Annotated in this window: 25 protein-coding genes and 1 pseudogene; 11 read left to right on the forward strand and 15 right to left on the reverse strand. The window is 70.4% G+C overall.

Going from position 1 to position 23,514, the window contains the following annotated elements:
• Positions 1–21 precede the first annotated feature (21 nt).
• The gene (locus ACIBHY_RS10345) at positions 22–534 is read left to right on the forward strand and encodes a carboxymuconolactone decarboxylase family protein (RefSeq protein ID WP_397306510.1); all 513 of its coding nucleotides are present in this window, start codon (positions 22–24) and stop codon (positions 532–534) included.
• Between the two features lie 15 nt (positions 535–549).
• Here ACIBHY_RS10345 and ACIBHY_RS10350 read toward each other — a convergent pair whose 3' ends face one another.
• Positions 550–1,371 carry an MBL fold metallo-hydrolase gene (locus ACIBHY_RS10350; protein ID WP_397306511.1) on the reverse strand — a complete coding sequence of 274 codons (822 nt, stop codon included), beginning with the start codon at positions 1,369–1,371 and terminating at the stop codon, positions 550–552.
• An 82-nt stretch (positions 1,372–1,453) separates the two neighbouring features.
• On the opposite strand from ACIBHY_RS10350, the gene ACIBHY_RS10355 reads away from it, so the two are divergent.
• Together ACIBHY_RS10355 and ACIBHY_RS10360 are read left to right on the forward strand one after the other, a co-directional pair.
• Complete coding sequence (locus ACIBHY_RS10355; protein ID WP_397306512.1) at positions 1,454–2,041, forward strand: helix-turn-helix domain-containing protein; 588 nt, start codon at positions 1,454–1,456, stop codon at positions 2,039–2,041.
• A 90-nt stretch (positions 2,042–2,131) separates the two neighbouring features.
• Entirely contained in the window at positions 2,132–2,629 is a 498-nt protein-coding gene (locus tag ACIBHY_RS10360; protein WP_397249318.1) for an SRPBCC family protein, read from the forward strand.
• Positions 2,630–2,816: 187 nt separating this feature from the next.
• Here ACIBHY_RS10360 and ACIBHY_RS10365 read toward each other — a convergent pair whose 3' ends face one another.
• Entirely contained in the window at positions 2,817–3,473 is a 657-nt protein-coding gene (locus ACIBHY_RS10365) for a tetratricopeptide repeat protein (protein ID WP_397306513.1), read from the reverse strand.
• A 92-nt stretch (positions 3,474–3,565) separates the two neighbouring features.
• On the opposite strand from ACIBHY_RS10365, the gene ACIBHY_RS10370 reads away from it, so the two are divergent.
• Complete coding sequence (locus ACIBHY_RS10370) at positions 3,566–4,705, forward strand: hypothetical protein (protein ID WP_397306514.1); 1,140 nt, start codon at positions 3,566–3,568, stop codon at positions 4,703–4,705.
• 193 nt (positions 4,706–4,898) lie between these two features.
• Here ACIBHY_RS10370 and ACIBHY_RS10375 read toward each other — a convergent pair whose 3' ends face one another.
• Both ACIBHY_RS10375 and ACIBHY_RS10380 read right to left on the reverse strand, forming a co-directional pair.
• A complete protein-coding gene (locus ACIBHY_RS10375; RefSeq protein ID WP_397249312.1) occupies positions 4,899–5,762 on the reverse strand; it encodes an alpha/beta fold hydrolase in 864 nt (287 codons plus the stop codon).
• 107 nt (positions 5,763–5,869) lie between these two features.
• Complete coding sequence (locus ACIBHY_RS10380) at positions 5,870–6,283, reverse strand: hypothetical protein (RefSeq protein WP_397249310.1); 414 nt, start codon at positions 6,281–6,283, stop codon at positions 5,870–5,872.
• 123 nt (positions 6,284–6,406) lie between these two features.
• On the opposite strand from ACIBHY_RS10380, the gene ACIBHY_RS10385 reads away from it, so the two are divergent.
• On the forward strand, positions 6,407–7,186 hold the full coding sequence (locus ACIBHY_RS10385; RefSeq protein ID WP_397306515.1) for a hypothetical protein: 780 nt from the start codon (positions 6,407–6,409) through the stop codon (positions 7,184–7,186).
• A 17-nt stretch (positions 7,187–7,203) separates the two neighbouring features.
• Here the strand turns inward: ACIBHY_RS10385 and ACIBHY_RS10390 are convergent, their stop codons facing one another.
• Together ACIBHY_RS10390 and ACIBHY_RS10395 are read right to left on the reverse strand one after the other, a co-directional pair.
• Complete coding sequence (locus ACIBHY_RS10390) at positions 7,204–7,794, reverse strand: HAD family hydrolase (protein WP_397306516.1); 591 nt, start codon at positions 7,792–7,794, stop codon at positions 7,204–7,206.
• 202 nt (positions 7,795–7,996) lie between these two features.
• On the reverse strand, positions 7,997–8,977 hold the full coding sequence (locus ACIBHY_RS10395; RefSeq protein ID WP_397306517.1) for a DUF5937 family protein: 981 nt from the start codon (positions 8,975–8,977) through the stop codon (positions 7,997–7,999).
• Between the two features lie 74 nt (positions 8,978–9,051).
• Between ACIBHY_RS10395 and ACIBHY_RS10400 the strand changes: the two genes are divergently transcribed.
• A complete protein-coding gene (locus ACIBHY_RS10400; RefSeq protein WP_397249302.1) occupies positions 9,052–10,257 on the forward strand; it encodes an MFS transporter in 1,206 nt (401 codons plus the stop codon).
• Positions 10,258–10,334: 77 nt separating this feature from the next.
• Here the strand turns inward: ACIBHY_RS10400 and ACIBHY_RS10405 are convergent, their stop codons facing one another.
• From ACIBHY_RS10405 to ACIBHY_RS10425, 5 genes and pseudogenes are all read right to left on the reverse strand, one after another.
• Positions 10,335–10,646, reverse strand: coding sequence for a hypothetical protein (locus ACIBHY_RS10405; RefSeq protein WP_397306518.1), 312 nt, complete (start codon positions 10,644–10,646; stop codon positions 10,335–10,337).
• Positions 10,647–10,797: 151 nt separating this feature from the next.
• Positions 10,798–11,397 (reverse strand): annotated as a pseudogene (locus ACIBHY_RS10410) (efflux RND transporter permease subunit); the annotation flags it as partial.
• A gap of 339 nt (positions 11,398–11,736) precedes the next feature.
• Complete coding sequence (locus tag ACIBHY_RS10415; protein ID WP_397249298.1) at positions 11,737–12,339, reverse strand: DJ-1/PfpI family protein; 603 nt, start codon at positions 12,337–12,339, stop codon at positions 11,737–11,739.
• On the reverse strand, positions 12,336–13,298 hold the full coding sequence (locus ACIBHY_RS10420) for a GlxA family transcriptional regulator (protein ID WP_397306519.1): 963 nt from the start codon (positions 13,296–13,298) through the stop codon (positions 12,336–12,338). Before ACIBHY_RS10420 ends, ACIBHY_RS10415 begins: the two co-directional genes overlap by 4 nt.
• 91 nt (positions 13,299–13,389) lie before the next feature.
• Positions 13,390–15,267, reverse strand: coding sequence for an amino acid transporter (locus ACIBHY_RS10425; RefSeq protein ID WP_397306520.1), 1,878 nt, complete (start codon positions 15,265–15,267; stop codon positions 13,390–13,392).
• Positions 15,268–15,591: 324 nt separating this feature from the next.
• Between ACIBHY_RS10425 and ACIBHY_RS10430 the strand changes: the two genes are divergently transcribed.
• On the forward strand, positions 15,592–16,866 hold the full coding sequence (locus tag ACIBHY_RS10430) for an FAD-dependent oxidoreductase (RefSeq protein WP_397306521.1): 1,275 nt from the start codon (positions 15,592–15,594) through the stop codon (positions 16,864–16,866).
• A gap of 25 nt (positions 16,867–16,891) precedes the next feature.
• Here the strand turns inward: ACIBHY_RS10430 and ACIBHY_RS10435 are convergent, their stop codons facing one another.
• From ACIBHY_RS10435 to ACIBHY_RS10450, 4 genes are read right to left on the reverse strand one after another with little or no spacing between them, the layout of a single operon-like run.
• Positions 16,892–17,905, reverse strand: coding sequence for a methyltransferase (locus tag ACIBHY_RS10435; RefSeq protein WP_397249290.1), 1,014 nt, complete (start codon positions 17,903–17,905; stop codon positions 16,892–16,894).
• 33 nt (positions 17,906–17,938) lie between these two features.
• A complete protein-coding gene (locus ACIBHY_RS10440; protein ID WP_397306522.1) occupies positions 17,939–19,147 on the reverse strand; it encodes a cytochrome P450 in 1,209 nt (402 codons plus the stop codon).
• Between the two features lie 30 nt (positions 19,148–19,177).
• A complete protein-coding gene (locus ACIBHY_RS10445) occupies positions 19,178–19,651 on the reverse strand; it encodes a pyridoxamine 5'-phosphate oxidase family protein (RefSeq protein WP_397306523.1) in 474 nt (157 codons plus the stop codon).
• A 28-nt stretch (positions 19,652–19,679) separates the two neighbouring features.
• Positions 19,680–20,135 (reverse strand): DUF1772 domain-containing protein, encoded by a 456-nt coding sequence (locus tag ACIBHY_RS10450; RefSeq protein ID WP_397306579.1) that lies wholly within the window; start codon positions 20,133–20,135, stop codon positions 19,680–19,682.
• Between the two features lie 308 nt (positions 20,136–20,443).
• Here ACIBHY_RS10450 and ACIBHY_RS10455 point away from each other — a divergent pair, with 308 nt between their 5' ends.
• Genes ACIBHY_RS10455 through ACIBHY_RS10470 form a run of 4 tightly spaced genes read left to right on the forward strand, consistent with a single transcriptional unit; the run spans position 20,444 to position 23,514 of the window.
• A complete protein-coding gene (locus ACIBHY_RS10455; protein ID WP_397306524.1) occupies positions 20,444–20,755 on the forward strand; it encodes a cupin domain-containing protein in 312 nt (103 codons plus the stop codon).
• A complete protein-coding gene (locus ACIBHY_RS10460) occupies positions 20,752–22,023 on the forward strand; it encodes a beta-ketoacyl-[acyl-carrier-protein] synthase family protein (RefSeq protein WP_397249282.1) in 1,272 nt (423 codons plus the stop codon). The genes ACIBHY_RS10455 and ACIBHY_RS10460 overlap by 4 nt, the downstream gene beginning before the upstream one ends.
• The gene (locus ACIBHY_RS10465) at positions 22,020–23,279 is read left to right on the forward strand and encodes a ketosynthase chain-length factor (protein WP_397306525.1); all 1,260 of its coding nucleotides are present in this window, start codon (positions 22,020–22,022) and stop codon (positions 23,277–23,279) included. The genes ACIBHY_RS10460 and ACIBHY_RS10465 overlap by 4 nt, the downstream gene beginning before the upstream one ends.
• A complete protein-coding gene (locus ACIBHY_RS10470) occupies positions 23,260–23,514 on the forward strand; it encodes a phosphopantetheine-binding protein (protein ID WP_397306526.1) in 255 nt (84 codons plus the stop codon). The genes ACIBHY_RS10465 and ACIBHY_RS10470 overlap by 20 nt, the downstream gene beginning before the upstream one ends.

The following is a 23,514-nucleotide window of genomic DNA, read 5'->3' on the forward strand; positions in this document are numbered from 1 at the left end:
CCGTTGTCCTAGGCTCTGGGCATGGCCCGGATCCCGTACGCGGACATGTCCGCCTTACCCGACGATCTGCGGGAGTGGCACGCGAGGTTGCCGCCGAACTCCCATCTGTTCATGATGCTCGCCCATTCCGAGGCGAGTGCGGCGACGCTCATGCAGGTGGGTCTGCAGCAGATCAGAGAGCTGGAGCTGCCGGCGCGGCTGCGCGAACTCGCGGCGAACGCCACCGCCCGCGTGCTCGGCGCGGACTATCTGCGCGTCCGCCACAACCCGCCCGGTGCGCCGATCACGCCGGACGAGCGCGAGGCGGTCTACCGCGGCGAGCACTCCGGATTCAGCGGTCTCGATCTGGCCGTGCTCGCCTTCGCGACGGCGGTGGCGCGCGGGCTGCCGGTGGACGACGCGGTGTTCGCACCGGTCCGGGCCGAACTGAGCGACCGCCAGATCGTCGAGCTGATTCAAGTCATCGGCTACTACTGGATGTTCGGGCAGTTCGCGAACGTGCTGCGGATCGAGTCCGAGCCGTACGAGAAATGAGGAGTGGCGCGCGAACTATCCCTTCGTGTCGATGCCGAGGTATTCCAGCGCATATCCGTCGCCGGAGGGGGTTACGCGGGCGATGCCGGGTGAGTCGAGGTGGGCGCCGGCCACGAAGTGGTGTGGCCGGGTCAGTCGTTCGAGGAGGGCCGCTCGCGCGGCGCGGGCCTGGGACTGGTCGCCGTCGAGCTCCCAGGACACGTTCGGCTGCTCGAACTGGAGCGTGGGAACGTGCACGGTGTCGCCCCAGGCGAGAAGGTGACCGGTGCCGCTCCTGACGTCGTAGACGGTGTGACCGGGGGTATGGCCCGGTGTCGGGATCGCGGTGATCCAGTCGTTGATCGCGGCCTTCTCCGACACGGGGACGACCCGGTCGCGGACCGGCTCGAGCCGCCCCGTGAACACCGAGGTGTCGCCCGCGCCGATCCACACGCGCTCGAGTTTGGCGAACGCCTCTGAGCCGTCCGGCGCGATCAGGCCGCTCACGTGGTCTTCGTGCTTGTGGGTGATGGCCACATCGGTGATCTGCGCGCGGTCGACTCCCGCTTCGTCGAGCGCGTCGTAGATCAATCCCATGGTGGGGTCGTGCCAGGCGTTGGACGCGCCGGTGTCGATGAGCACCGATCGCGTGCCGTCGGTGACGAAGAAGGCGTTGACCGACAGCCGCAGGTTGTCGCCGGTCAGCGGGACGGCGGCCGGCAGCTCATCGAGCGTGCGCCCGTCCTCGTCGCGGAGTCGTGTCGGCGGCATGTCGATGTACCCGTCCCGCAACGAGACCACCTGCAGATCGCCGAATTCGAACGTGGCGTGGAGCCGGCCACGAGAGATCAAACGCATGGTATCTCCGATAGAAGATGAGGTCTACTTTAGGAGAAACCATACACTGTCGCAGCGAGGTACCCATCAATCGAGGAGCACGGTGGCCGAACCACAACACGGTGACGACCTGGCCGGCGCGTTCGGCGGCAACGTACGGCGACGCCGCGAGGAGGCGGGCCTGACGCTGGAGCAGCTGTCCACGCGGTCGTCGGTCAGCCGGGCGATGCTGTCCAAGGTCGAACGCGGCGAGAAGAGCCCGACGATCGGCGTCGCGTCCAGGATCGCCCACGCGCTCGACGCGTCGCTTTCGGACCTGGTCGGTGCGCCGGCCGCTGCCGCGTCCGGTGTGGCCATCGTCATGCGCAAGAACGATCGCCCCGTTTTCCGTGACCCGGAAACCGGCTTCGAGCGGCACATCGTGTCAGCGGCCCCGGGCGCGGGAGGATCCGAGATGGTCGTCCACCACCTCCCCGCGCAGGTCTCCACCGGGCTGCTGCCCGCGTATCCGCTGGGTACGGAGAAACAGCTCGTGGTGCTCGAAGGCACCCTCACCGTCGCGATCGGCGGGATCAGCGAGACCCTGAACGCAGGCGACTCCCTGTTCTTCCAGGCCGATGCGGACCACGGCTTCGCCAACCGGACGAACGCTCCCTGCGAGTACATCATGGTCATCTCGCGGAGAACCTGATCCACGCCCTACCTTGACAGGCCAAGGTAGGTGTCTCTAGCGTACTTTGATAGCTCAAGGTAAGGGGCGATCTGAGGAGAGGAGCACGACATGGCGGACGAGCTGGCTTTCGTGTACGTCACCTTCATCCAGGCCACGCCGGAGCGGGTCTGGCACGCGCTGACCGACGCCGACGTGACCGCCGAATACTGGGCAGGGCACCGCAACGTCTCCGACTGGCAGGTCGGTTCGGCCTGGGAGCACCCGCGCACCGATGGTTCCGGGATCGTCGACCTCGTGGGCACGGTGCTGGAGACCGCACCGCCCAAGCGGCTGGTGATCACCCGGCGCGGCCCGAACGAGGAGCGCCCCGGCGGCCCCGGCCGGGTCACCTTCGACATCGAGCCGCACGGCGACATCGTCCGGCTCACCGTCACTCACGAGAACCTGGCCGACCACGACGAACACGTCTCGGTCTCCGCCGGGTGGCCGTCCGTGCTGGCCAACCTCAAGACCTTCCTGGAGACGGGGCACGTCCTCCCGCAAGGACCATGGGAGATGTACGCGGAGATGCGCGCCGCCCGCATGGCGCTCAACGATCCCACGTGACCAACGCGCCAAGGTGCGACGCGCGGCTCAGGGGCGGCGGTAGCACAGGGCGACGGCGCCCGTCGCGGGGATGGTGGTGGCGTGGGTGGCCCGCCCGATCTCAGCGCCCAACGCACCCGCTGACCGGACAACCGCTCGTCCGCGCAGCTCGGCGGGGTAGGCAGACTCGCTTCGACCCTCTCGGAAATCAGGTCTCCGGGGTCTGAAGCCGTGCTCGTGCCTCGTCGATCTGGCGCATGATGCGCGCGGCGCCGCAGGACTCCGCGGTCGCGTACGCTTCCTCCGCCAGCGCCAGCGCGTCGTCCCGGCGGCCCTGTGCCGCGGCGAGGTAGATCAGGCCGACCTGATCGGCCGCGACTCCCGCCCAATGCTCGATGTCCCGGCGCAGCCGTACCGACTCCTCCAGCTTCTCCCGGGCGGCGTCCAACCGGCCCGCGAAATGATCGGCGATGCCCAGGTGGCGAAGCACCTCGGATTGAATCCCCGGATCGCCGGCTTGTAGCGCCAACTCGCGAGACTGTTCGAACAGGGGGATCGCGGCATCGGCATCGCCCCGGATGACCTGGTGGACGCACCCCACCCAGAACAGCGCCTCGGCTTCTCCGGCCACATCACCGAGCCTCCGGTAGAGGTGCGCCGCACGCTCCATCAAGGCAAGCTCCTGGGGATCCTCGCGACGTTCCTCCAGAAACCGCGCATGCAGGATCCGGCCCCGAGCCAGCGCGAGATCGGCCTCGACCTTGTCCAGCCCCCGCTCCGCCTCGGGCAGCACGCCGAGGTCACCGGCGAAGACAGCCCGCTCATAGGCCAGCCTGGCCTGCTCGATCCGGCCCTCTGCGTGCATAGCGCGCTCCTTCGTCCCATCCCTTGGTGACAGCTCCGGCAGCCGTGCGCGGGAAGACGTCGCTGGTCGGCTTTCCGGCTAGTTTGTGCTCTGTGATCACCTTACGGCGGCTCGGTGCGGCGGTCGCCGGCCTCGCGCTGGCGGCCTGCACCGCTCAACCCCCTCAGCCGGTACGGTCCCCGGCATCCTCGGCCACCGAGGTCCCCGTCTCGCTCCACCCGTGGGCCAAGGCCGGGTTTCCCAAGGTCGAAGCCAGAGGTGAGGTGAGCGCGATGAGCGTCACCGGCCCCCGGGAGGCCTGGGCGGGCGGCTACCAGGACGCGGCCGACGACCAGCCCGGCGACGCCCTGCTCATGCGCTGGGACGGCAGGGCGTGGACCAAGATCGCTGTGCCGCGGGACGACTTCATCTCCGTCGACGCCCTCGACGGCGACGGCGACGGCGGCGTGTGGATCGCGAACGGCGGCACGCTCGCTCGATGGAACGCCGGTGAGTGGCATACCTACGAGCCGTTCGGCGTCGCCCGCGGGCACTACATCAGCGGTCTCGCCGCCGGGGACGGGCGGGTGGTCATGGTGGGCAAGGCTCCCCAGGGCCGCTTGATCCTGGAGTGGGACGGCACGAAATTCACGCTCGACCAGGGGACCAGCGGCGTGCTCAACGCGGTGAGCCTGGAGCGGGGGCAGATCTGGGCGGTGGGCGCGGAGCCGTACGGGAGCGAAAAGTGCGGGAACGTCACCCCGCTGATCATGGGACAGAGCCCGCAGGACCGGAGAGACGGACAGGGCGTGCGCGCCCTGCGGATCCCGCGGGTGCCCGGCGGGGCACTGCGCGACGTGTGGCAGGCGGCACCGGACGACGTCTGGGCGGTGGGCGAGGTGAGCGGGGGCGAGGAGTGCGACACCACGCCCGCCCCGGCCTCGCGCCCGGCCGAGCCGCTGGTCATGCACTATGACGGCGCGGCCTGGAAGCGGGTGGAACTGCCCGGCTGGGATCTGAGGCTGTTCAGCGTCACGGTCACCGCGGACGGCCACGTGTGGGCCGGCGGCGGCCAGGTGACGCTGGCGCACTACGACGGACGCCGATGGGCGCGCGAACGCCCTCTCTCCGGGGGGCGCGAGGACGTGGTGCGGGTACGCGCGATGTCCGGCGGGCCGGGATTGTGGGCGTTCGGTGCTCTGGAGGCGCCGACGCTCCGTGGATCGCCGTTCCTGCTGCGCCGGGAAGAATGAGCGGCCGATCGGCGGCCGGGCGGTTCAGGGACGGTCGGCCGCGATCGCGGTGCGGGCGGGCTATGGGCTTGTCACCGCCGCCTTTCCCGCTCGGGCGTGGCGGGCGGCCGCGGTGCCGACCTCTTCTCCTATGCCTGGATCTTCCTGATGGACGCATTGCCGGCCGCCATGCTGCTGGTGGCGGTCATGGTCTTCACGTCCCCCAGACCGAAGGCTGCTCCTGGGTGAGGAAATCGGCGATCGGCTCGCTCTGGCCGAAGATGGCGTGACCGGTCTCGGGGAGCAGGGTCACGGTCGCGTGCGGGACGCACTCACGGATGCGCCGCGCGCTCTGATGGGAGTCGAACATGGCGTCCTGGCCGCCGACGATGGCCAGGACGGGCATGGTGAGGCCGCGCAACGCGTCGTCGGGGAACACCGGGAGCCTCTCCCTGCGCGGGTTGAAGTGGGTGAACGTCAGGACGACGGCGTCGAGCGCCCGCCGGTCCTTCTCCGCGTCCAGTCCTGCGACGGCCATGGCCGACGCGCGGAGGCCGCCGCGCCGGAAGGGCCGGGCCAGGAGGGCCTTGAAGATCCAGCCGACCTTCTGGCGTCCCACACCACCGGGGCACATCAGGGCCAGGCGGGTCACGCGTCCCGGACGACGGATCGCGTAGTCCAGGGCCGTCCAGCCGCCGAGGGACGTGCCGGCGAACGCGGCGCTGGTGACGTGGAGCCCGTCCAGCACGTCATCCAGCCAGAGGGCCACGGCGTCGGAGTCCAGGGCGGGACGCGAGGGCGCGCTCAGGCCCGGCTCGCCGACGAGGTCGACCGCGTACGTGCGAAAGTGCCGCGACCAGGTGGCGATATCCGCTCGCCACATCGACGTGTTCGCGCCCGAGCCGTGCAGCAGCACCAGGGGCGGCGCGTCCTGCGGGCCGGAGGCGAGGACGAAGGTCTCGCCCTCGCGAGTCGGTACCCGTCTGTGCTCGGCGGGAACCGGCCAGGTGTCCAGGACCTGCCGGTAGTGGTCGAGAAGTTCGAGCTCGCCCTCTGGGGACTTGTAGATCATGGTCATGGGAACCACCTCCTTGGCGACAGTGAAGGCCTTGTCACTGTGTCAAGGTCAAGTGGGGCATTCGCCCAACTTCGTTGAGCGAATGCCCAGCATCTACCCGTGGGCCTCTAGCAGGGGCGCCACCACGTCCCGTAGGCAGTGGACGGCGCACTCGCGCTCACGGCCTGGAAGCGGATGAAGACGCGGTAGGAGGTGCCGCAGGCCAGCCCCAGCATCCTGGAGTAGGCCCTGGGGGCGTACCTCTGCCAGCCGTTGCCGCTTTCCGTACCGGCGCCACCGGAGGTGCTGCGGAGGAGCTGGCAGGCGCGGATGATCATCGACTCCGGCAGGTTGGTGATGGCGCACATGGCGCGGGCCTGGGCGGCGTTCCCGAAGATCGTGAGGTTGATCTTGTAGCCGCCGGCGTAGGAATAGACGTCTCGGTGCAGGACGCTGTCGGCGGACGCCACCGCCGGTGTGAGGGCCAGGGTGGCCGCGATGATGGAGAGGGCGCCCAGCAGTGTCCGGACTCGGCCTGACATCCGTCATCTCCTTTGGTCGGGAGTTTGGGGGACAGTGCTAGCTCGCCATAGCCGATTGCTCTTGTCATCGCTTCTGGGCTGCGCATCAATAGCAACAACAACCGCAACAACCCGGAGCGGGCCATGTCGCGAGGTGGACGCAAGGATCAGCCGATCGACCGCGAGACGGGTCCCGTCGCGGAGTTCGTCGACGATCTGCGCCGGCTGCGAGGCGAGATGTCGTTGCAGGAGGTCGGGCAGCGGATGCGCTACCACTCCAGCACCATCTCCCGGCGGCTGAATCCGGCGGAGCTGCCGCCGCTGGACTTCGTCCGTTCGTATGTCGAGGCCTGCGGCGGGGACCTGGAGGTCTGGGAGGCCCGGTGGCGCGCAATCGCCGGGGAGCCGGGATCATCCCTGGATCTTCCAGGTGAACCTGCCGGCGAGCCGCCGCGGAGCGGGTCCTGGCGGCTCCCGCTGACCGCCGCGCTCGCCGTCGTGATCGTCGCCGGGGGCGCCGGATACCTCTGGCTCTCCGGCCGGGAACCGGGTCCCGCGAACGCGGCTCCCGCCTCGGCCTCTCCGCCGGTGTCCCCGGCCAGCGGCTTCCCCTGGAAGGTCACCAACATGTACAAGCAGGTGACCTCGCGCGAGTGGACTCAGCACACGGAGGGCGATCTCGAGATCTGGGCGAACTTCTCCTGCCCCAACGGGATGATCGAGTACTGGATCGCCTTACGCCCGGGTGGCGCGTCCGCCCGCTTCGGGTGCGGCTCCTGGCAGATGCACACCTGGACCGGCCTGCGTCCGGGCCGCTACAACTTCGAGCTCTGGAAGGACAACGACGGCCGCGCCGTCTCTGGGATCGGCGTCGTCCGCTCCACCTCCTCCATCGTGCAGCACCTGAAGCCGTCCCCGGCCTGAGCAGGGGGTCCACCGGGTCAGCGTCGCCCTGGCGGTGGAACGCGAACCCAGGCCATGCCGGCCGCCTGAGCCGCTTGGATCCCGTTGTCGGCGTCCTCGAAGACCAGGCAGCGCCTCGGGTCGACGCCCAACCGCCGGGCCGCCATCAGAAACGGGTCCGGGGCGGGTTTGGCCCGCGGATAGTCACCGGCGCAGACCATCACCTCGAACCTGCCGAGCAACCCCAGGGCGGTCAGCGTCGCCGTCACCGACGCACGGTCGCTACCAGACACCACAGCGAACGGGATGCGGCCGAACGCGGCTTCGATGTGCTCCAGCACACCGGGCACCGCAGTCAACCGGGGCAGCATCTCCTGGCAGAGTTCCTCACCGCGGCGGGCGACGGCCTGCACCGGCATGGCCAGCCCCTGGCTCGTATTGAGGTCGGTGATGATGTCGGCCACCGTCCGACCGGCCCACGCGTAGAACAGTTCCTCGGAAAGCTCGCATCCCCACTCGCCCAACGCCCGTCGCCAGGCGAGAAAACGCAGCGGCATGGAATCGGCGATGGTCCCGTCGCAGTCGAAGAGATAGGCGCCGAACTCACCCGGGGGAAGCTCCAGGATCACCCGGACACTCTATGGCCGAGGTCGGCGATGACACGTGTTGGGGTGGCCGCCGTGAGAAATGCTGGCTTTCGCGGGTGTGATGACACTCGGGGCGAGGTCTCCCGGGCCTGACTTCGCCGTGGTCGTCCGGCGTTCCGCCGTCTCCGATCGCGTGTACGGCATGGCGGCCGCGGCCGGGGAGTCCGGGTACGGCGGGCCGGGTTCATCGCCGATCTTGGTCGCGAGTTCCTCGTCTGACCAGTGCCTCACCCAGCGGCGTCCGCTCGTACAGCACCTGGAGGCTGTCGCGGCGTGAGTCGAGCAGCCCGGCCCCGCGCAGCACGGACAGGTGCGCCGAGACCGTCGAGGGCGCCAGCCCGTGCCGGTGCGCCAGCCCGGTCGTCGAGGCGGGCTCGTCGAGCCCGGAGAGGATCGCCGCCCGGTTCGCGCCGAGCAGCCCCGCCAGCTCCCGCCGCGCCGCCATCGGTTCCCACAGCCCGGCCATGCCGCGCGCCGGGTAGATCAGCGCGGGCTGCCACGGCGGCGCGAAGCCGCTCACCACGTCCGGCCAGACGAACACGCTCGGCATCAGCAGCACGCCCCGTCCGCGTAGGTCGCGGTCGGGGCCGCGGGAGTCGCGCAGCGTCAGCGAGCCTTCCGACCAGCGCACCGAGTTGTGCAGGTCGGCCAGCGCGCGCTCCAGGCCGCCCTCGGCGAGTTTGCGTGAACGGTAGGCGATGTCGGCGTCGAGCAGCGCCGACAGCCGCGGCCAGTCCGGGGCGACCAGCTCCGTCCACACCCGTTCGGTCAGGTCGGCGAGCCGCCGTACCGCCCACTCGGGGTCGTCCAGCATCCTGCGGGCCCGCGACGAGCGCGCCCTGCCGCCGAGGGAGCGGACCATCTCCTCGCGGGCGAGCTCCGGATCGGTGGCCCGCAGTCGCGCCAGTTCCTGCTCGAACGAGGTGTCCGGGGTGGCCGGCGGCGGGCCGAGGAAGTCGGGGATGTAGCCGCCGTCCGGCATGAACAGCCACAGATCCGACAGGTCCAGCCCTTCCGTCGAGGCCCGCATCCGCCGCAGCCACGGCTGGTGGTAGCCGTGGCGGCTGCCGCGCCGCAGCATCCGTACCGCCTCGTGCGTCTCGCACAGCGGCGAGATCGCGAACCGGCAGCGCAGCAGGTCGTCGGCGCCGAACTCCAGCCGCACGGTCCCCCCTTCAGGTGATTCGCCTGTGCACGAAAGAGTAGAAGACGGTCCGGGCCCGCTCGCAGCCTGTCGGGATGGGATATCGAGCCGTCTTCGCCGTCCGCGAGTTCCGCGCCGTCTTCGCCGCGCACGCGCTGTCGACGCTCGGCGTCGTCGTCGCCGAGATCGCGCTGTCGGTCCTGGTCTACGGGATCACCGGGTCGCCGCTGCTCAGCGCGCTCACCTTCGCGCTCGGGCTGCTCCCGTACGCGCTCGGCGGCACGTTGCTCTCCTCCGTCGCCGACCGTTTCCCCGCCCGGCGGGTGCTGGTCGTCTGCGACCTGATCTGCGCGGCCTGCGCGCTGGGGATGGCGGCGCCCGGGATGCCGGTCGTGGCGCTGCTGGCGCTGCGCGTGGTGACCGCCGCCGTGGCACCCGTCTTCCAGGGGACCAGGGCGGCGACGCTGGGCGACATCCTGGGCGACGGCGAACTGTTCGTGCTCGGGCGCTCGGTCATCCGGATCGTCGGGCAGAGCGGGCAGCTCGTGGGGTTCGGGGTGGGCGGGCTGCTGCTGGGGCTCGCGTCGGCGCGAGCCGTACTCGTGGTGACGGTCGTGACCTTTCTCGGCTCCGCGCTGCTGCTGCGTCTCGGCACGCTCGCCCGCCCGGCCAGGCCGGGCTCGGGCGGGACGCTGCTGCGCTCCTCGCTGTCGGGGCTGCGGCTGCTGTTCGCCGACCGGCGCATCCGGGCGCTGCTGCTGCTGGCCTGGGTGCCGCCGATGTTCGTCGTCGTCTCCGAGGCCCTCATGATCCCGTACGGCGAAGGCCTGGCGCCCGGTTGGCTCGGGCTGCTGATGTGCGGGATGCCGATCGGGGCGATCCTGAGCCAGAGCCTGGCGGGGTCGCTGCTCGGGCCGCGTGGCCGGGCCCGGCTGACATTGCCCGTGGCGTTGTTCTCCTCGGTGCCCGCGCTGGGATACGTGTTCGAGCCGGGGCCGGGGTGGGCGCTGCTGCTGCAGGTCATGACCGGGTTCGGGATCGCGTACACGCTCGGGCTCGACCAGTGGTTCGTGGCGGCCGTGCCGGAGGAACTGCGGGGCAGGGCGATGACGGTCATGACGGCCGGGCTGATGACGGCCCAGGGGCTCGGCATGGCGCTGGCCGGGCTGGCGGCCGAGTTCTTCCCGGTCCACCAGGTCATCTACGGGGGAGGGATGCTGGGGCTGGTGTGCGTCCTCGCGGTGCTGGGCCTCGTCAGACGATCCGAAGGCAGAACGCTCTCCCCTCGCCCAGCACGGTGAAGGAGGGCCGCCGGCGGTCTTGTCCGAGAGTGCGGGGCACTCCGAGCGCATGGATGTCGTGGTCGACGCGCTCGGGATCACGCGGTGGCAGCGCGGGCGGGTCTGCTCGCGGCGCTGCGGATCAGCGGGATGCTCAGCACCACCAGCCACAAGATGATCAGCACTCGGGAGAGCATGGTCACGATCATGACGGTGGTCTCGGCCTCCCGCGTGAAGCGGCGCAGAGCGGCCGGTTGCCCGGCGAAGGAGGTGCGCAGCACTTTGACCGCCGCCTTGCCTCCGGCGGAGTCCTCCGCGAGATACACCGACCCCTGTCCGCCCCGGCCCAGCACCTCGCTCAGCCGGAAGCCGTCGATCTGCCGTGGATCTGAGGGAGCCAAAGGCTGCACGACCAACGACCACGATGGATCAAGTCTCCCCCCGGGTATGCGAGGTGCGGCCCCCTGGGTGGGGAAGCAGGGGTGAGTACGGACCGGCGCGGGTGGAAGAGTGCCGGGCATCTCCTGGTCCGCGCGGAGCAGGAGATGCCCGGTCCGGGTCTCAGGCGGCGACCCGGTCTCGCCTGCGCTTGGCGAAGCGCAGGTAGAGCGACGGGGTGACGAAGAGGTTGAGCAGGGTGGAGGTGAACAGTCCGCCCAGCACGACGACGGCCAGCGGGTGTTCGATCTCGTGCCCGGGGATGTCACCCATGATGACGAGCGGCAGCACCGCCAGCCCGGCGGCGAGCGCGGTCATGAGGATCGGCGACAGCCGCTCGCGCGCGCCCCGCAGCACGAGGGCGACCCCGAAGGGTTCGTGCTCCTGCTCTTCCAGGTGCTGGAAGTGGTTGATCATGAGGATGCCGTTGCGGGCGGCGATGCCCATGACGGTGAAGAACCCGACCAGCGCGCCCAGCGAGACGATGCCGTCCCCGAGGTAGGCGGCCAGGACACCGCCGACCAGGGCCACGGGCAGGGTGGCCAGGCTGAGGACGGCCAGCCGCCAGCTACGGAAGGACAGGTTGAGCAGGATCAGCACGACGACGAGCGCGAGGACGGCGTATCCGAACAGGCGTTGCTGGGCGGCCTGCCGCTCGGCGTACTCGCCCGGCACCTCGGCGTGGAAGCCCAGCGGCATCGCGACCTCGGCCAGTGCCGCTTCGACGTCGCGGGCGAGCGCCGAGAATCGGTCGCATGGGTCAGAAGATGAGCCCGTACTCGATGGCCGTCGCGGCCGAAGCGGCGGCTGCCGTCGAGGCGACGATGACCAGCCCGGCGAGCATGACGGCAAACCTGATGACGGTACGCATGTGAAGCCCCTCCGTCGGTCCGATGTGTCCTTCCATACTTCGCCGACGGAGGCTGGATGGATGACGTGTCGCCGCGCGTCATCCCGCTGCGGCGTGGCGCGGGAGATCCGCGTCTGTATCCGGGAGTGCGTGACAGCGGCTGCGGGCAACGTGATCACGCCGCCGCCACGTCGATTCCGGCGTCGCCCTTCTCAGGCGGTGGGCTCGTCGGCGAGGTAGGGCGGCGCGGGCTCGTACTGGATGTAGCGGCGGACCGCACGCGCGTGGTCGCGGCCGTGCAGGCGGCCGATCAGCCACAGCGCCATGTCGATTCCGGCCGAGACGCCCTGGCTGGTGACGAGGTTGCCGTCGACGACATATCGCGCGTCACGCACGACGGTGATCTCTCCACGGGCCTGGAGCGTGTCCTCGAACGCGTGATGGGTGGCGACACGGCGGTTGCGTGCCGGTCCTGCCTCGTGCAGGAGCAGCGCGCCGGTGCAGACGCCGGTCACCCAGGCCGCCTCGGCGGAGACCTTGGTGATCCAGCCGGTCACCGCCGGATTGCCCACCTCCCGGCGGGTGCCCATGCCGCCGGGCACCAGCAGGACATCCAGCGGCGGGTGGTCGTCCAGCGTGTGATCGGGGAGCACGCGCATGCCCTTGGCACAACGAACCGGGCCTTCCCGCTCGGCGATCAGCACGGCGGTGTCACCCTGGTCGCGGAGCATGGCCGAAGCGGTGAACACCTCCCAGGGCCCGGCGAAGTCCAGCTCCTCCGCACCCTCGAAGATCAGCAACCCGTAGCTCGTCATGCGTACTCCTTCGCGGATCGGAATCGGTCCCGGTATTCGGATGGCGCAACTCCACGATGGCGGTGGAACGTACGGCGCAGCGACTCCGCCGTGCCGAAACCGTTTCGCCGGGCGACCACCTCGACCGGTTCGTCTCCCTCGACCAGGGCCCGGCCCGCCGCCTCGACCCGTACCCGCTCCACGTACGTCGCGGGCGGCACGCCGAGTTCGGCGCTGAAGCGCCGCTGCAGGTGACGCGGGCTCAGCCCGGCACGGGCGGCCAGCTCCCGCAGGCCGTGCCGGGCGCCCGGATCGGCGTGAATCGCCTCCACCACCACACGGATCCGGTCACTGGCGGGCTGCGTGGACCACAACGGCACGCTGAACTGCGACTGGCTGCCAGGACGGCGCAGGAACAGCACCATCTCGCGGGCCACGTCGTGGGCGACGCGCCGTCCGAGATCGTCCTCGACCAGCGCGAGCGCGAGGTCCATCCCCGCGCTCACCCCCGCTGAGGTCCACACGCGACCGTCCCGGATGAAGATCGGATCGCAGTCCACGATCACTTCGGGATGCTCCCGGACAAGCTGATCTTCTCTGCGCCAGTGCGTGGTGACCCGGCGGCCCTCCAGCAGGCCGGCCGCGGCGAGCAGGAACACGCCGCTGCAGACAGAGGCCACACGCCGCGCGGACGTCCCGGCGGCGGCGATCCACCGGGTCAGAGCGCTGTCGTGCCGTGCCCTGTCCACGCCGTTGCCGCCGACGACGATCAGCGTGTCGACGCCGTATGGGTCGAGGTCGCCGACACCGTGCCCCGCCTGGACGCACAGGCCGCCGGCGGAGCGCACAGGCCCGGATTCGGCGGCCACGATCTGGCACAGGTACTCACCCGGATGGCTGAACACCTCGTACGGGCCGGCCAGGTCCAGCGGCTGGAAGCCCTCGAAGATGACGAAGGCGACACGTGGTCGTGGAGTCACCCCTTCAGCGTCGTCGACGTCCCGGGGATGGCGCAACGACGCGTACCCCACAGATCACGCCATACCGCCCGAGCCACGAGACTCGGCGAGGTCAGCCGACGTGGACGACAGGGCGGCGGTCGGGGTCGGGTTCGGCCTGGCGGAGGACCTCGCGGGTCAGGGGCGGGATGTCGCCGCCGCCGAAGACGAGATAGCGCAGCAGGGCGCCGATGGGGTTGCCTTCCGCGGCCCAGTGGAAGTAGACGTGCGGGGTCTTGCCGGTCTGGTCGCGCAGGTGCAGCAGGAGGGCGGCGATGGAGTTGGCGATCGTGGTGCTGTGCATGCGCAGGACACGGAAGCCGTGGCGTTCCTCGCCGGTGACGCGGAGTTCCCCGGCGAACTCGGAGGCGTCCGGGACGGTGACCTCCAGGAAGAGCAGACCTTCACCGGTGCGCAGGCGGTGCAGTTCCCACGCTTCGCGGGCCTTGTCGACGTACTCCTTGGCCTCCCTGCCGTGGGGTTCGTTGGCGATGAGGTAGAGCTCCGCCGCTTCGTTGATGAAACGGCGGGCCTCGTCGTCCAGGGAGATGCGGGTGACGCGCAGTTCGGTGGAGCGGGTGGCGCGCGAGATGAGGGAGACGACCACGATGGCCAGCACGAACAGCAGGGCGATGACGAGCCCGTCGGGACGTTCGATGATGTTGGCGACGGTGGCGTAGGCGAAGACCAGGGTGACGAAGCCGAAGAACAGGGCGGGCCGGGTACGGCCCGCGGTCCAGGCCGAGAGGGTGACGGCGACGGCCGCGGACAGGATGAGGGCCAGGACGCCGGTGGCGTAGGCGCCGCCCTGGGTCTCGACCTCGGCGCCGAAGACGACGGTGATGACGAAGGCGACGGCGGTGAAGACCAGGACCATCGGGCGTGAGGCCCGGGTCCAGTCCGGGGCCATGCCGTACCGGGGGAGATAGCGCGGCACGATGTTGAGCAGGCCCGCCAGCGCGGAGGCCCCGGCGAACCACAGGATGGCGATGGTGGACAGGTCGTAGGCGGTGCCGAACCAGTCGCCCAGGTACTGGTGGGCGAGGTAGGCCAGGGCCCGGCCGTTGGCCGCGCCGCCCTCGGCGAACTCCGCGGGCGGGATCAGCACGGTGGTGGCGAAGCTGGAGGTGATCAGGAAGACGCTCATGATGAGCGCGGCCGTGGTCAGCAGCTTGCGCGCGCCTTTGACCCGTTCGGCGACGTCACCCTTGACCAGCGGCATGACGGCCACGCCGGTCTCGAAACCGGACAGGCCCAGGGCGAGTTTCGGCATCACGTACAGCGCTACCGCGACCATGGCGAGCGGGCTGGCGTAGTCGGTGCTCAGCGCGTTCTGCCAGCCCGTCACCTTCTCCGGCGCCGTGAGCACATGTTGTACGGCCGAGCCCACCACGACCACGTTGAGCAGCAGGTAGACGGCCACCAGCACGACGGCGACGGAGATCGCCTCGCTGAAGCCCGCCAGGAACACCCCGCCGAGCGCCGCGATCAGCACCAGCGTGACGGGAACCTGCCAGCTCGCCAGGAACTCGGGCACGAACGGATTGTGCAGGATGTGCGCGGTGGCGTCGGCCGCAGACAGGGTGATGGTGACGATGAAGGCGGTGGCCACGAACCCGAGCAGGAACAGCACCAGCAGCTTGCCGGGCAGCAGCCGTTCCAGCATCGACAGCGACCCGAGCCCGTGCGGGCTCTGCTCGGCCACCGCCCGGTAGGTCGGCAGGGCGCCGAAGAGCGTCAGCCCCACCAGCACGAGCGTGGCGATGGGACTCAGCGCGCCGGCGGCCAGGGCGGCGATGCCCGGCTGGTAGCCCAGCGTGGAGAAGTAGTCCACGCCGGTCAGGCACATGACCTGCCACCAGGAGTGCTGGTGTTCCGGCGTCTCCTCTTCGTGGGGCGCGCTGCTCAGCCCTTCGGGACGTTTGAGACCCTTCAGCAGCCATTGCCGCATCGTTCGCTCCCGGACAGCGCCGGCCACCGGGCCACCTCCACTTGTGCGGCATGTCAGACGAATGCACGCTACTGAGCCCGAAGGTCGATCCCGCGCGATCATGGCGTCAAGAAAACGTAAATATTGCCGTGGCGTGCTCGCGGATGGTGGCTGGTCAGGGCGCTGGGCGGGCGTGGGCGCCGTCAACGACGCGAAGGTGGCCGTCGTCGGCGACCCCACGTCAAGAAGCGATTGCCGCGTGCGCGGATCCGGGTTACCTTCTAAGTATCCATACGTTTGGTTGAGACAGTCATCCGAATGGATGATCGTCGGGAACGGGGAAGCATGACCTTCCACGTAGCAGTCATCGGCGCCGGGGTGGGCGGGCTCTGCCTGGCCCAGGGCCTGCACAAGGCGGGCGTCGACCTCACCGTGTACGAGCGGGACCGCACACCGGCCAACCGCCTCCAGGGCTACCGCCTGCACATCAACCCGCTCGGTGCCCAAGCGCTGCGCGCGTGCATGTCCGCCGAGCTGTGGCAGGCGTTCCTGGCCACCACGGGCAGGGGCGGGCTCGACTTCGTGTTCATGACCGAGCGGCTGCGGCCGCTGATCAAGCTGGAGGCCGGCGAGCGGGACGCCAACTGGCGCGACCACCACTCGGTCAGCCGGATCACCCTGCGCCAGATCCTCCTCACCGGCCTGGACGAGGTGGTGCGCTTCGGCCGGACGTTCGAGCGGTACGAGCGCAGGGCCGACGGCCGGATCACGCTGCACTTCGCGGACGGCTCCACCGAGACCACCGACGTCCTGGTGGCAGCCGACGGCAGCGGCTCGCGGGTGCGGCGGCAGTACCTTCCGCAGGCCGAGCGGATCGACACCGGCATCACCCGCGTCGCCGGCAAGTTCCCGCTCACCGAGGAGACGAAGCGGCTCATCCCGGCCCACCTGTACGAGGGCCTGACCAACATCGTCCCGGCCAGGGGCTACTCGATGTTCTGCGCGCCCCACGACTTCGGCGGCGATCCGGTCGTGCTGCCCGGCGGCATCGGAGCCAGCGAGCGCGAGGGCGCGATGCACGACAACACCAGCAGCTACATCCTGTGGGCCTTCGGCGCCGAAACCCGGCGGTTCCCGGCGGACGCCGCCGAGATGCCGGGCGCCGAGATCCGCGACCTCGTCACCGGCATGATCGGCAACTGGCACCCGGACCTGCTCCGGATGATCGACCTGACCCCCGCCGAGACGGTGTCGCTGCTGCCGATCCGCAGCGCCGTACCGACGGGGCCCTGGGCCGCCACGAACGTCACGCTGCTCGGCGACGCCATCCACACCATGGCCCCGCACCTGGGCCTCGGGGCCAACACCGCGCTGCGCGACGCCCGGCTGCTCTGCCAGGAACTGACGGCCGCCCAGGGGAAGGACGTCGTCGCGGCGATCGCCGCCTACGAGAGACAGATGACGGAGTACGGCTTCGCCGCCGTGCGCGACTCCCTGAAGACGGCCAGACGGTTCGTCACCAGGAGCCCGCTGGCCCGCCTGGGCTTCCGCACGTTCCTGCGCACCGCCCAGCGGATCCCGATGCTGAAGGAGCGCGCCTTCTCGGCCGGAGCCGCCTGAACCCCGGCCGAGAACGGCGGTGCCGTCAGACCGGCTTGTCGCCGATGAGCAGGGTGCTGAGCTCGTTCAGCGCGACCGGAGGCCGGACCTCGAATCCGGCCTCCTTCAGCCAGCCGAGTCCCTCGGCGGCCGTGTACTCCGAGGATCCACTGATCATCGCCATGTTGAGGCTCATCAGGAGCCCGAAGGCCGCGTCGCGCCGCTCGTCGTCGATCATGCTGTCGTAGATCAGCAGTGTTCCGCCCGGGGGCAGCTGCTCGAACGCCCGGTTCACCAGTGCCCTGCGCCGCTCGTCCACCCAGTCGTGCAGCACGTGGCCGAAGATGTACACCTGGGTGTCGGGCAGGTCGTCGGTGAAGAAGCTGCCCGCCCGGTAGCTGACCCGGTCACGCAGGTCGCTCGCACCGCTCTCCTTCTCGATGAGCTCGTCGAAGAGCGGCTCCAGCGGGGGCAGGTCGAAGGTCACCCCGCGCAGGTGCGGATGGGCGGCGGCCAGCCGCATGGTGAGCAGCCCGCGGCAGCCGCCGAGGTCGGTGAAGGACTTGACCGTGTCCCACGCGTACTTCTCCGCCAGCGGGCGCCCGAGCAGCACCGCGTAGCCGTCCATCGCGTCGGCGAAGTGGCGGGCGCGCGTGGGGTCGGCGTACAGGCCCTCGGTGAAGTCGGCTTCCGACAACTGCCGCACCAGGCTCTCGCCGGAGCGCAGGAAGCCGGGCAACTCGCCCCAGGCCGGGTAGAGCCGGCGCTGGTTGTGGGCGAGGAAGCCGCCGATGTACTCGGGCCGGCGCGGGTCGAGGTAGGCCGCGGTCAGGGGGGCCGCCTCGTACGCGGAGCCGTTCCGCACGAGCAGGTCCATCGCGACCAGCGAGTCCAGATAGTCGCTCGTCAGCTTGGGATGCAGGCCGAACGCGCGCTGGATCTCCTCCGCGGTGGCCGGCGCGGCGCAGATGCGGGCGAACAGCCCCAGTTCGATCCCGGCGAACAGGGCCTGCGCCTGGAAGAATCCCGTTGCTGTCTTGACAAGGGGCGTTGCGGACATCGGCGTCCTTTCTCAACGGTCCAGAGGAAACGGTCAGGGGTTGAGCCGCAGGGGGAGCGCGTGCAGGGACCGCTGGAAGAAGTCGCGGTGCCAGCGCACCTCCCCGGGGTCGCAGGCGAGCGTCAGGTTCGGGAACCGGCGCAGCAGCGCGGTGATGGCCACCTGCGCTTCGAGCCGCGCCAGCGGCGCGCCCAGGCAGTGGTGCACCCCGTGGCTGAAGGCCAGGTGCGGGTTGGGGTCGCGGGTGATGTCGAGCCGGTGCGGGTCGGGGAAGGCCGCCGGGTCGCGGTTGGCCGAGTGCACGGGCACGATGATCAGGGAGCCGGCCGGGATCAGGGTTCCGGCGATCTCGATGTCCTGCGTGGCATGGCCTTCGATCAGGGCCAGCGAGCTGTCGTAGCGGAGGAACTCCTCCACGGCGGAGCCGATGAGGTCGGGGCGGGCGGCGAGCAGGGCCTGCTGGCCGGGGTTGCGCACCAGCGCGTACATGCCGTTGGTGATCAGGTTCACGGTGGTCAGGAAGCCGGCGAAGATGAGCAGCATCACCGTCGCGACGAGTTCCCGCTCGGAGAGCCGGTTCTCGCCGTCGCGCGCCTCGATCAGCCCCTGGATGAGGTCGTCGCCGGGAGCGCCCCTGCGGCGTTCGATCAGATCGCGCACGTACGCCCCGATGCCGGCCTGCCGCGCCCGGAAGACGTCGACCGGGCTGCCGGTGAACTCCTCCTCCATGAACCAGAAGATGCTCTTCTCGCGCAGGTCGGCGAGGTCCTCCGGGGGCAGGCCCAGGAGTTCCCCGATGACCATCATGGGCAACGGGAAGGAGAAGTCCTCCATGAGCTCCACCTCGCCCGCCTTCTCCATCTGGTCGAGCAGTTCGCCGGCGAACCGCTCCACCTGGGGGCGCAGGAGTTCGACCCGGCGGCGGGTGAACGCCTTCTGCACCAGCTTGCGCAGCCGGGTGTGCTCGGGAGGGTCGGTGCTGACCATGTTGTCGGCGAACGAGCTCTCGGCCTTCTGCCCGTCCTCCTTGACCACGTCGGAGTGGTGCGTGGCCTTGCTGAAACGGGGATCGTTGAGCAGCGGGCGGGCGTCCGCGTGGTGCGGGACGAACCACGCTTTCAGTCCGATGGGGGTGTCCAGGTGGTGGACCCGCCCCTGCGCCCGCAACAGCTCATAGAAGGGATACGGGTCGGTCAGGGCCGAATGAGGGATGCCGCCGATCGGCACCGTCACCTCAGGCATCTGTGCTCCTCCGAGATCTTCTCAGGCAGGTCACACGACCCAGCGGCCGCGGGTCATCACGGTGCGGCCGGGGATCTCGCCGCGGTGCCGCCAGGCGAGGATGCGCCGGGGCGTGAGGAAGAGATAGACGCAGCCCGGAACCCGGGTGGGGTTCACCGGGAGGTCCGCGAGCACGCCCGGGGCGCCGGGAGGCAGGTCACGGTGCGCGACGATCTCCACGGCGCCGTCGATGAGGACGACGTCGGCGGGATCGCCGAGCGCGACGCGGCACTCGGCGCGCCGGCGCAGGTTGCGCACGGTCACGTACTGCTGCCGCGTGGCCATCACCAGGCGGGCGCCGTCCCACACGCAGCCGAGCGGGACGAGGTGGGCGCCGGGCTCGCCGCCGGTCGCCAGCCAGGCGTACCGTGCCGTCTCGAGCCGGCCGAGCACGTCGGCTTTGCGCTGGGCGGGGTCGCGGGGCGGGGCGAGGCCGACGCCCCGCGCGGTGCCGGTCGCGGACATGTGAATCCTCTCGGGCTGAGTTCTGTTTTCAGAACGCGGATACGGCCGCCGCGGCATTTCCCACGAGGGCGAGCACGGCGAATGTCGTCCGGACCATGTTCCATTTTCCCCAGGCGCTTCTCGGGTCTTTCCAGTCGGCTGGAATGGCCTGGGGGTCGAGTGATTTCACCCGCCGGTTGATCGGCACGTTCCTGGTCTGCGAAACCGCGCCGACGCCGACCAGGCACACGGCCGAGGCGATGAACAGATTCTGGGTCAGGCTGCTTTCGGTGATAAAGGCCAGGCTGACATCGAGAAGCGTCGACGTGCCGACGATGATCGGCATCATGGGGTCGTAGGCGCGGCCCAGCAACTTGTGGGCGGCGACGTAGCGCTCCGGTGTCATCGCCTGCAGCGCCGGCCACACGCCGACGGCGTGGGCGAACAGCACGCCGGCGGCGAGTCCGCTGGTGACCAGCACGGCGGCGGTGAGAATGTGGGCCATCACGTCTGTCGCTCCTCCCTCTGTCGCCATCCGAAGTATCCGGCCGGCACCTTGAGGCGGACTCGAATATCGGTGGGGAAATAGCGCCGAGCGCCATTTGCGGAAAGCTTGAGCACGCTTCGAGCATTCCTCTAGCCCGCACCGCCATGCTGCTTCCAGCAGAGTCGTCCGCTTGAATGGGAGGCTTCGACGTGACGATTACCCGGGCAGCAAAGATCATGGCCAGTGAGATCACACCCAATCGGCGGCGTGGCGGTGATATTCGGGTTCTGCTCGGTCCCGCGACGGTGGGCGCGACGTCCGGATTCATGGGAATGCTCACGCTGGAACCGGGGGAGTTCGTGTCCGAGCATTACCACCCTTACTCGGAGGAGTTCCTTTGTCTCGTCCGGGGCGAACTGACCGTCCTGGTGGACGGAACGCCGGTCCGGCTCGGTCCGGGCGAGGCGCTCCACATTCCCATCGAGGTCCGGCACCGGGTCGAGAACACCGGCGACGCGCAGGCCATGGTCGTGTTCCACCTCAGCCCGCTCGCGCCGCGGCCGGACCTCGGCCACGTCGACACCGAGCCGCTGCCCGGCCCCGCCGAGCCCTCGCTCAACGTGGGGGAGACGACATGAATCGCAGGCGGGTGGCCCTCACCGGCATCGGTGTCGTGGCTCCCGGCGGCACGGGCCACAAGGCGTTCTGGGAGCTGCTGACGGCCGGCCGTACCGCGACGCGGACCATCTCGATGTTCGACGCCGGGGCGTTCCGGTCGCGCATCGCGGCCGAATGCGACTTCGACCCGGCCGCGGAAGGGCTCAGCGCGCGCGAGATCCGCCGCATGGACCGCGCCGCGCAGTTCGCGGTCGTCTCCACGCGGGAGGCGCTGGCCGACAGCGGCCTCGACCCCTCCGACCTGGAGCCGGCGCGCACCGGCGTGACCCTGGGCAGCGCGGTCGGGTGCACCATGAGCCTCGAAGAGGAGTACGTGGTCGTCAGCGACTCCGGTCGCGGCTGGCTCGTCGACTCCTCCTACGGCGTCCCGCACCTGTACGGGCACCTGGTGCCGAGCTCGATGGCCGCCGAGGTCGCCTGGGCGTGCGGCGCGGAGGGCCAGGTCACGCTCATCTCGACCGGCTGCACCTCGGGGCTCGACGCCGTCGGGTACGGGGCGCGGCTGATCGCCGAGGGCTCGGCGGACGTCGTGCTGGCCGGTGCGACGGACGCCCCGATCTCGCCCATCACCGTGGCCTGCTTCGACGCGATCAAGGCGACCTCGCCCAGGAACGACGACCCGGCCCACGCCTCCCGCCCGTTCGACCGCGAGCGCAACGGCTTCGTGCTGGGCGAGGGCGCGGCCGTGTTCGTGCTGGAGGACCTGGAGCGCGCGCGGCGCCGCGAGGCTCATGTCTACTGCGAGATCGCCGGGTACGCCACGCGCGGCAACGCGTACCACATGACCGGGTTGAAGCCGGACGGCCGGGAGATGGCGGAGGCCATCCGGGTCGCCCTCGACCAGGCCAGGCTGAACCCGGACGCCGTCGGCTACATCAACGCCCACGGCTCCGGCACCAAGCAGAACGACCGGCACGAGACGGCCGCGTTCAAGCGCAGCCTGGGCGAGCACGCCTACCGGACCCCGGTCAGCTCGATCAAGTCGATGGTCGGGCACTCGCTCGGCGCGATCGGGGCCATCGAGGTGGCCGCCAGCGCGCTGGCGATCGAGCACGGCACGGTTCCGCCGACGGCCAACCTGGAGACTCCCGACCCGGAGTGCGACCTCGACTACGTGCCTCACGTGGCGCGCGAGCAGCCCGTCGACGTGGTGCTCAGCGTGGGCAGCGGCTTCGGCGGCTTCCAGACGGCGATGGTGCTCACCGCGCCCGGACTGGAGGTCGCATGACGAGCGCCCCCGTGATCACCGGGATCGGGGTCGTCGCCCCCACCGGTCTCGGCGCGGAGGCGCACTGGTCCGCGACGCTGAGCGGGACGCGGGCGATCGGCACGATCAGGCGGTTCGAGAGCGGTTCCTACCCGGTGCGCGTGGCCGGGGAGGCCGGGAACTTCGTCGCGGCCGGCAACGTGCCCGGCCGGTTGATCCCGCAGACCGACCACTGGACCCACATGGCGTTGGTGGCCACCGACATGGCGCTCGCCGACGCGGGCGTGGACCCGTCGGCCCTGCCCGAGTACGAGATGGGCGTGGTCACGGCGAGTTCGGCGGGCGGGGTGGAGTTCGGCCAGCGCGAGATCCAGGAACTGTGGAGCAAGGGCCCGAGGCACGTGGGCGCCTACCAGTCGATCGCCTGGTTCTACGCGGCGACCACCGGCCAGATCTCGATCCGGCACGGCATGCGCGGCCCGTGCGGGGTCGTGGTCGCCGAGCAGGCCGGAGCCCTGGAGTCGCTCGCGCAGGCCCGCCGGGTGCTGGAGGACGGCGCCCGCCTGGTCGTGAGCGGCGGCACCGAGGCCCCGTTCAGCCCGTACGGCCTGACCTGCCAGATCGCCGGTGGCCTGATGAGCACCCACGGCGATCCCGCGCTCGCCTACCGGCCCTTCGACATCGGCGCCAACGGCTACGTGGCGGGCGAGGGCGGGGCCATCCTCATCGTCGAGGACGCCGCGAGCGCACGGGCGCGCGGAGCGGAGAAGGTCTACGGCGTGATCGCCGGCCACGCCGCCACGTTCGACCCGGCCCCGGGCACCGGACGCCCGCCCGCGCTGCGCCGGGCCGTCGAGCTGGCGCTCGCCGAGGCGGGCCTGGCGCCGGGGGACGTCGACGTGGTCTTCGCCGACGCCGCGGGCACTCCGGAGCTCGACCGGGCCGAGGCCGAGGTGATCGCGGCCGTCTTCGGCGCCCACGGGGTGCCGGTGACGGCGCCCAAGACCATGACGGGCCGGCTGTACGCGGGCGGGCCGTCCCTGGACGTGGCCACCGCGCTGCTGGCCATGCGCGACTCGGTGCTGCCGCCGACGGTCGGCGTGGCCGAGCTCGTCCCGGACTACGAGATCGACCTGGTCAGGGACGAACCCCGCCCCCGCCGGGTGCGCTCGGCACTGATCATCGCCCGCGGATACGGCGGGTTCAACGCCGCGCTCGTGCTGCGCGCACCCAACAGCACGCGACAGGAGGAGACCGATGAAAGAACTCACGCTTGACGACCTGCGAAGCCTGATGCGGCTCAGCGCCGGTGAGGACGAGTCGATCGACCTCGACGGCGACATCATCGACGTCACGTTCAAGGACCTCGCCTACGACTCCCTGGCCGTGCTCGAAATGGCCGGCCGCCTGGAGCGGGACTGGGGCGTGATCGTGCCCGACGAGGTGGCGGCCACGCTGGAGACGCCACGCGCGGTCCTCGACTACGTCAACGGGCGGGCGGCGGTGAACTAG

This window comes from Nonomuraea sp. NPDC050547, from assembly GCF_044457345.1.
Taxonomy (GTDB): Bacteria; Actinomycetota; Actinomycetes; order Streptosporangiales; family Streptosporangiaceae; genus Nonomuraea.

Excerpts from the sequence above, each read along its gene's own strand:
- ACIBHY_RS10345 (WP_397306510.1), top strand. The coding sequence starts at position 22 with ATGGCCCGGATCCCGTACGCGGACATGTCCGCCTTACCCGACGATCTG.
- ACIBHY_RS10350 (WP_397306511.1), bottom strand. The coding sequence starts at position 1,371 with ATGCGTTTGATCTCTCGTGGCCGGCTCCACGCCACGTTCGAATTCGGC.
- ACIBHY_RS10360 (WP_397249318.1), top strand. The coding sequence starts at position 2,132 with ATGGCGGACGAGCTGGCTTTCGTGTACGTCACCTTCATCCAGGCCACG.
- ACIBHY_RS10365 (WP_397306513.1), bottom strand. The coding sequence starts at position 3,473 with ATGCACGCAGAGGGCCGGATCGAGCAGGCCAGGCTGGCCTATGAGCGG.
- ACIBHY_RS10375 (WP_397249312.1), bottom strand. The coding sequence starts at position 5,762 with ATGACCATGATCTACAAGTCCCCAGAGGGCGAGCTCGAACTTCTCGAC.
- ACIBHY_RS10380 (WP_397249310.1), bottom strand. The coding sequence starts at position 6,283 with ATGTCAGGCCGAGTCCGGACACTGCTGGGCGCCCTCTCCATCATCGCG.
- ACIBHY_RS10385 (WP_397306515.1), top strand. The coding sequence starts at position 6,407 with ATGTCGCGAGGTGGACGCAAGGATCAGCCGATCGACCGCGAGACGGGT.
- ACIBHY_RS10400 (WP_397249302.1), top strand. The coding sequence starts at position 9,052 with ATGGGATATCGAGCCGTCTTCGCCGTCCGCGAGTTCCGCGCCGTCTTC.
- ACIBHY_RS10415 (WP_397249298.1), bottom strand. The coding sequence starts at position 12,339 with ATGACGAGCTACGGGTTGCTGATCTTCGAGGGTGCGGAGGAGCTGGAC.
- ACIBHY_RS10425 (WP_397306520.1), bottom strand. The coding sequence starts at position 15,267 with ATGCGGCAATGGCTGCTGAAGGGTCTCAAACGTCCCGAAGGGCTGAGC.
- ACIBHY_RS10430 (WP_397306521.1), top strand. The coding sequence starts at position 15,592 with ATGACCTTCCACGTAGCAGTCATCGGCGCCGGGGTGGGCGGGCTCTGC.
- ACIBHY_RS10435 (WP_397249290.1), bottom strand. The coding sequence starts at position 17,905 with ATGTCCGCAACGCCCCTTGTCAAGACAGCAACGGGATTCTTCCAGGCG.
- ACIBHY_RS10440 (WP_397306522.1), bottom strand. The coding sequence starts at position 19,147 with ATGCCTGAGGTGACGGTGCCGATCGGCGGCATCCCTCATTCGGCCCTG.
- ACIBHY_RS10445 (WP_397306523.1), bottom strand. The coding sequence starts at position 19,651 with ATGTCCGCGACCGGCACCGCGCGGGGCGTCGGCCTCGCCCCGCCCCGC.
- ACIBHY_RS10450 (WP_397306579.1), bottom strand. The coding sequence starts at position 20,135 with ATGGCCCACATTCTCACCGCCGCCGTGCTGGTCACCAGCGGACTCGCC.
- ACIBHY_RS10455 (WP_397306524.1), top strand. The coding sequence starts at position 20,444 with ATGGGAATGCTCACGCTGGAACCGGGGGAGTTCGTGTCCGAGCATTAC.
- ACIBHY_RS10460 (WP_397249282.1), top strand. The coding sequence starts at position 20,752 with ATGAATCGCAGGCGGGTGGCCCTCACCGGCATCGGTGTCGTGGCTCCC.
- ACIBHY_RS10465 (WP_397306525.1), top strand. The coding sequence starts at position 22,020 with ATGACGAGCGCCCCCGTGATCACCGGGATCGGGGTCGTCGCCCCCACC.
- ACIBHY_RS10470 (WP_397306526.1), top strand. The coding sequence starts at position 23,260 with ATGAAAGAACTCACGCTTGACGACCTGCGAAGCCTGATGCGGCTCAGC.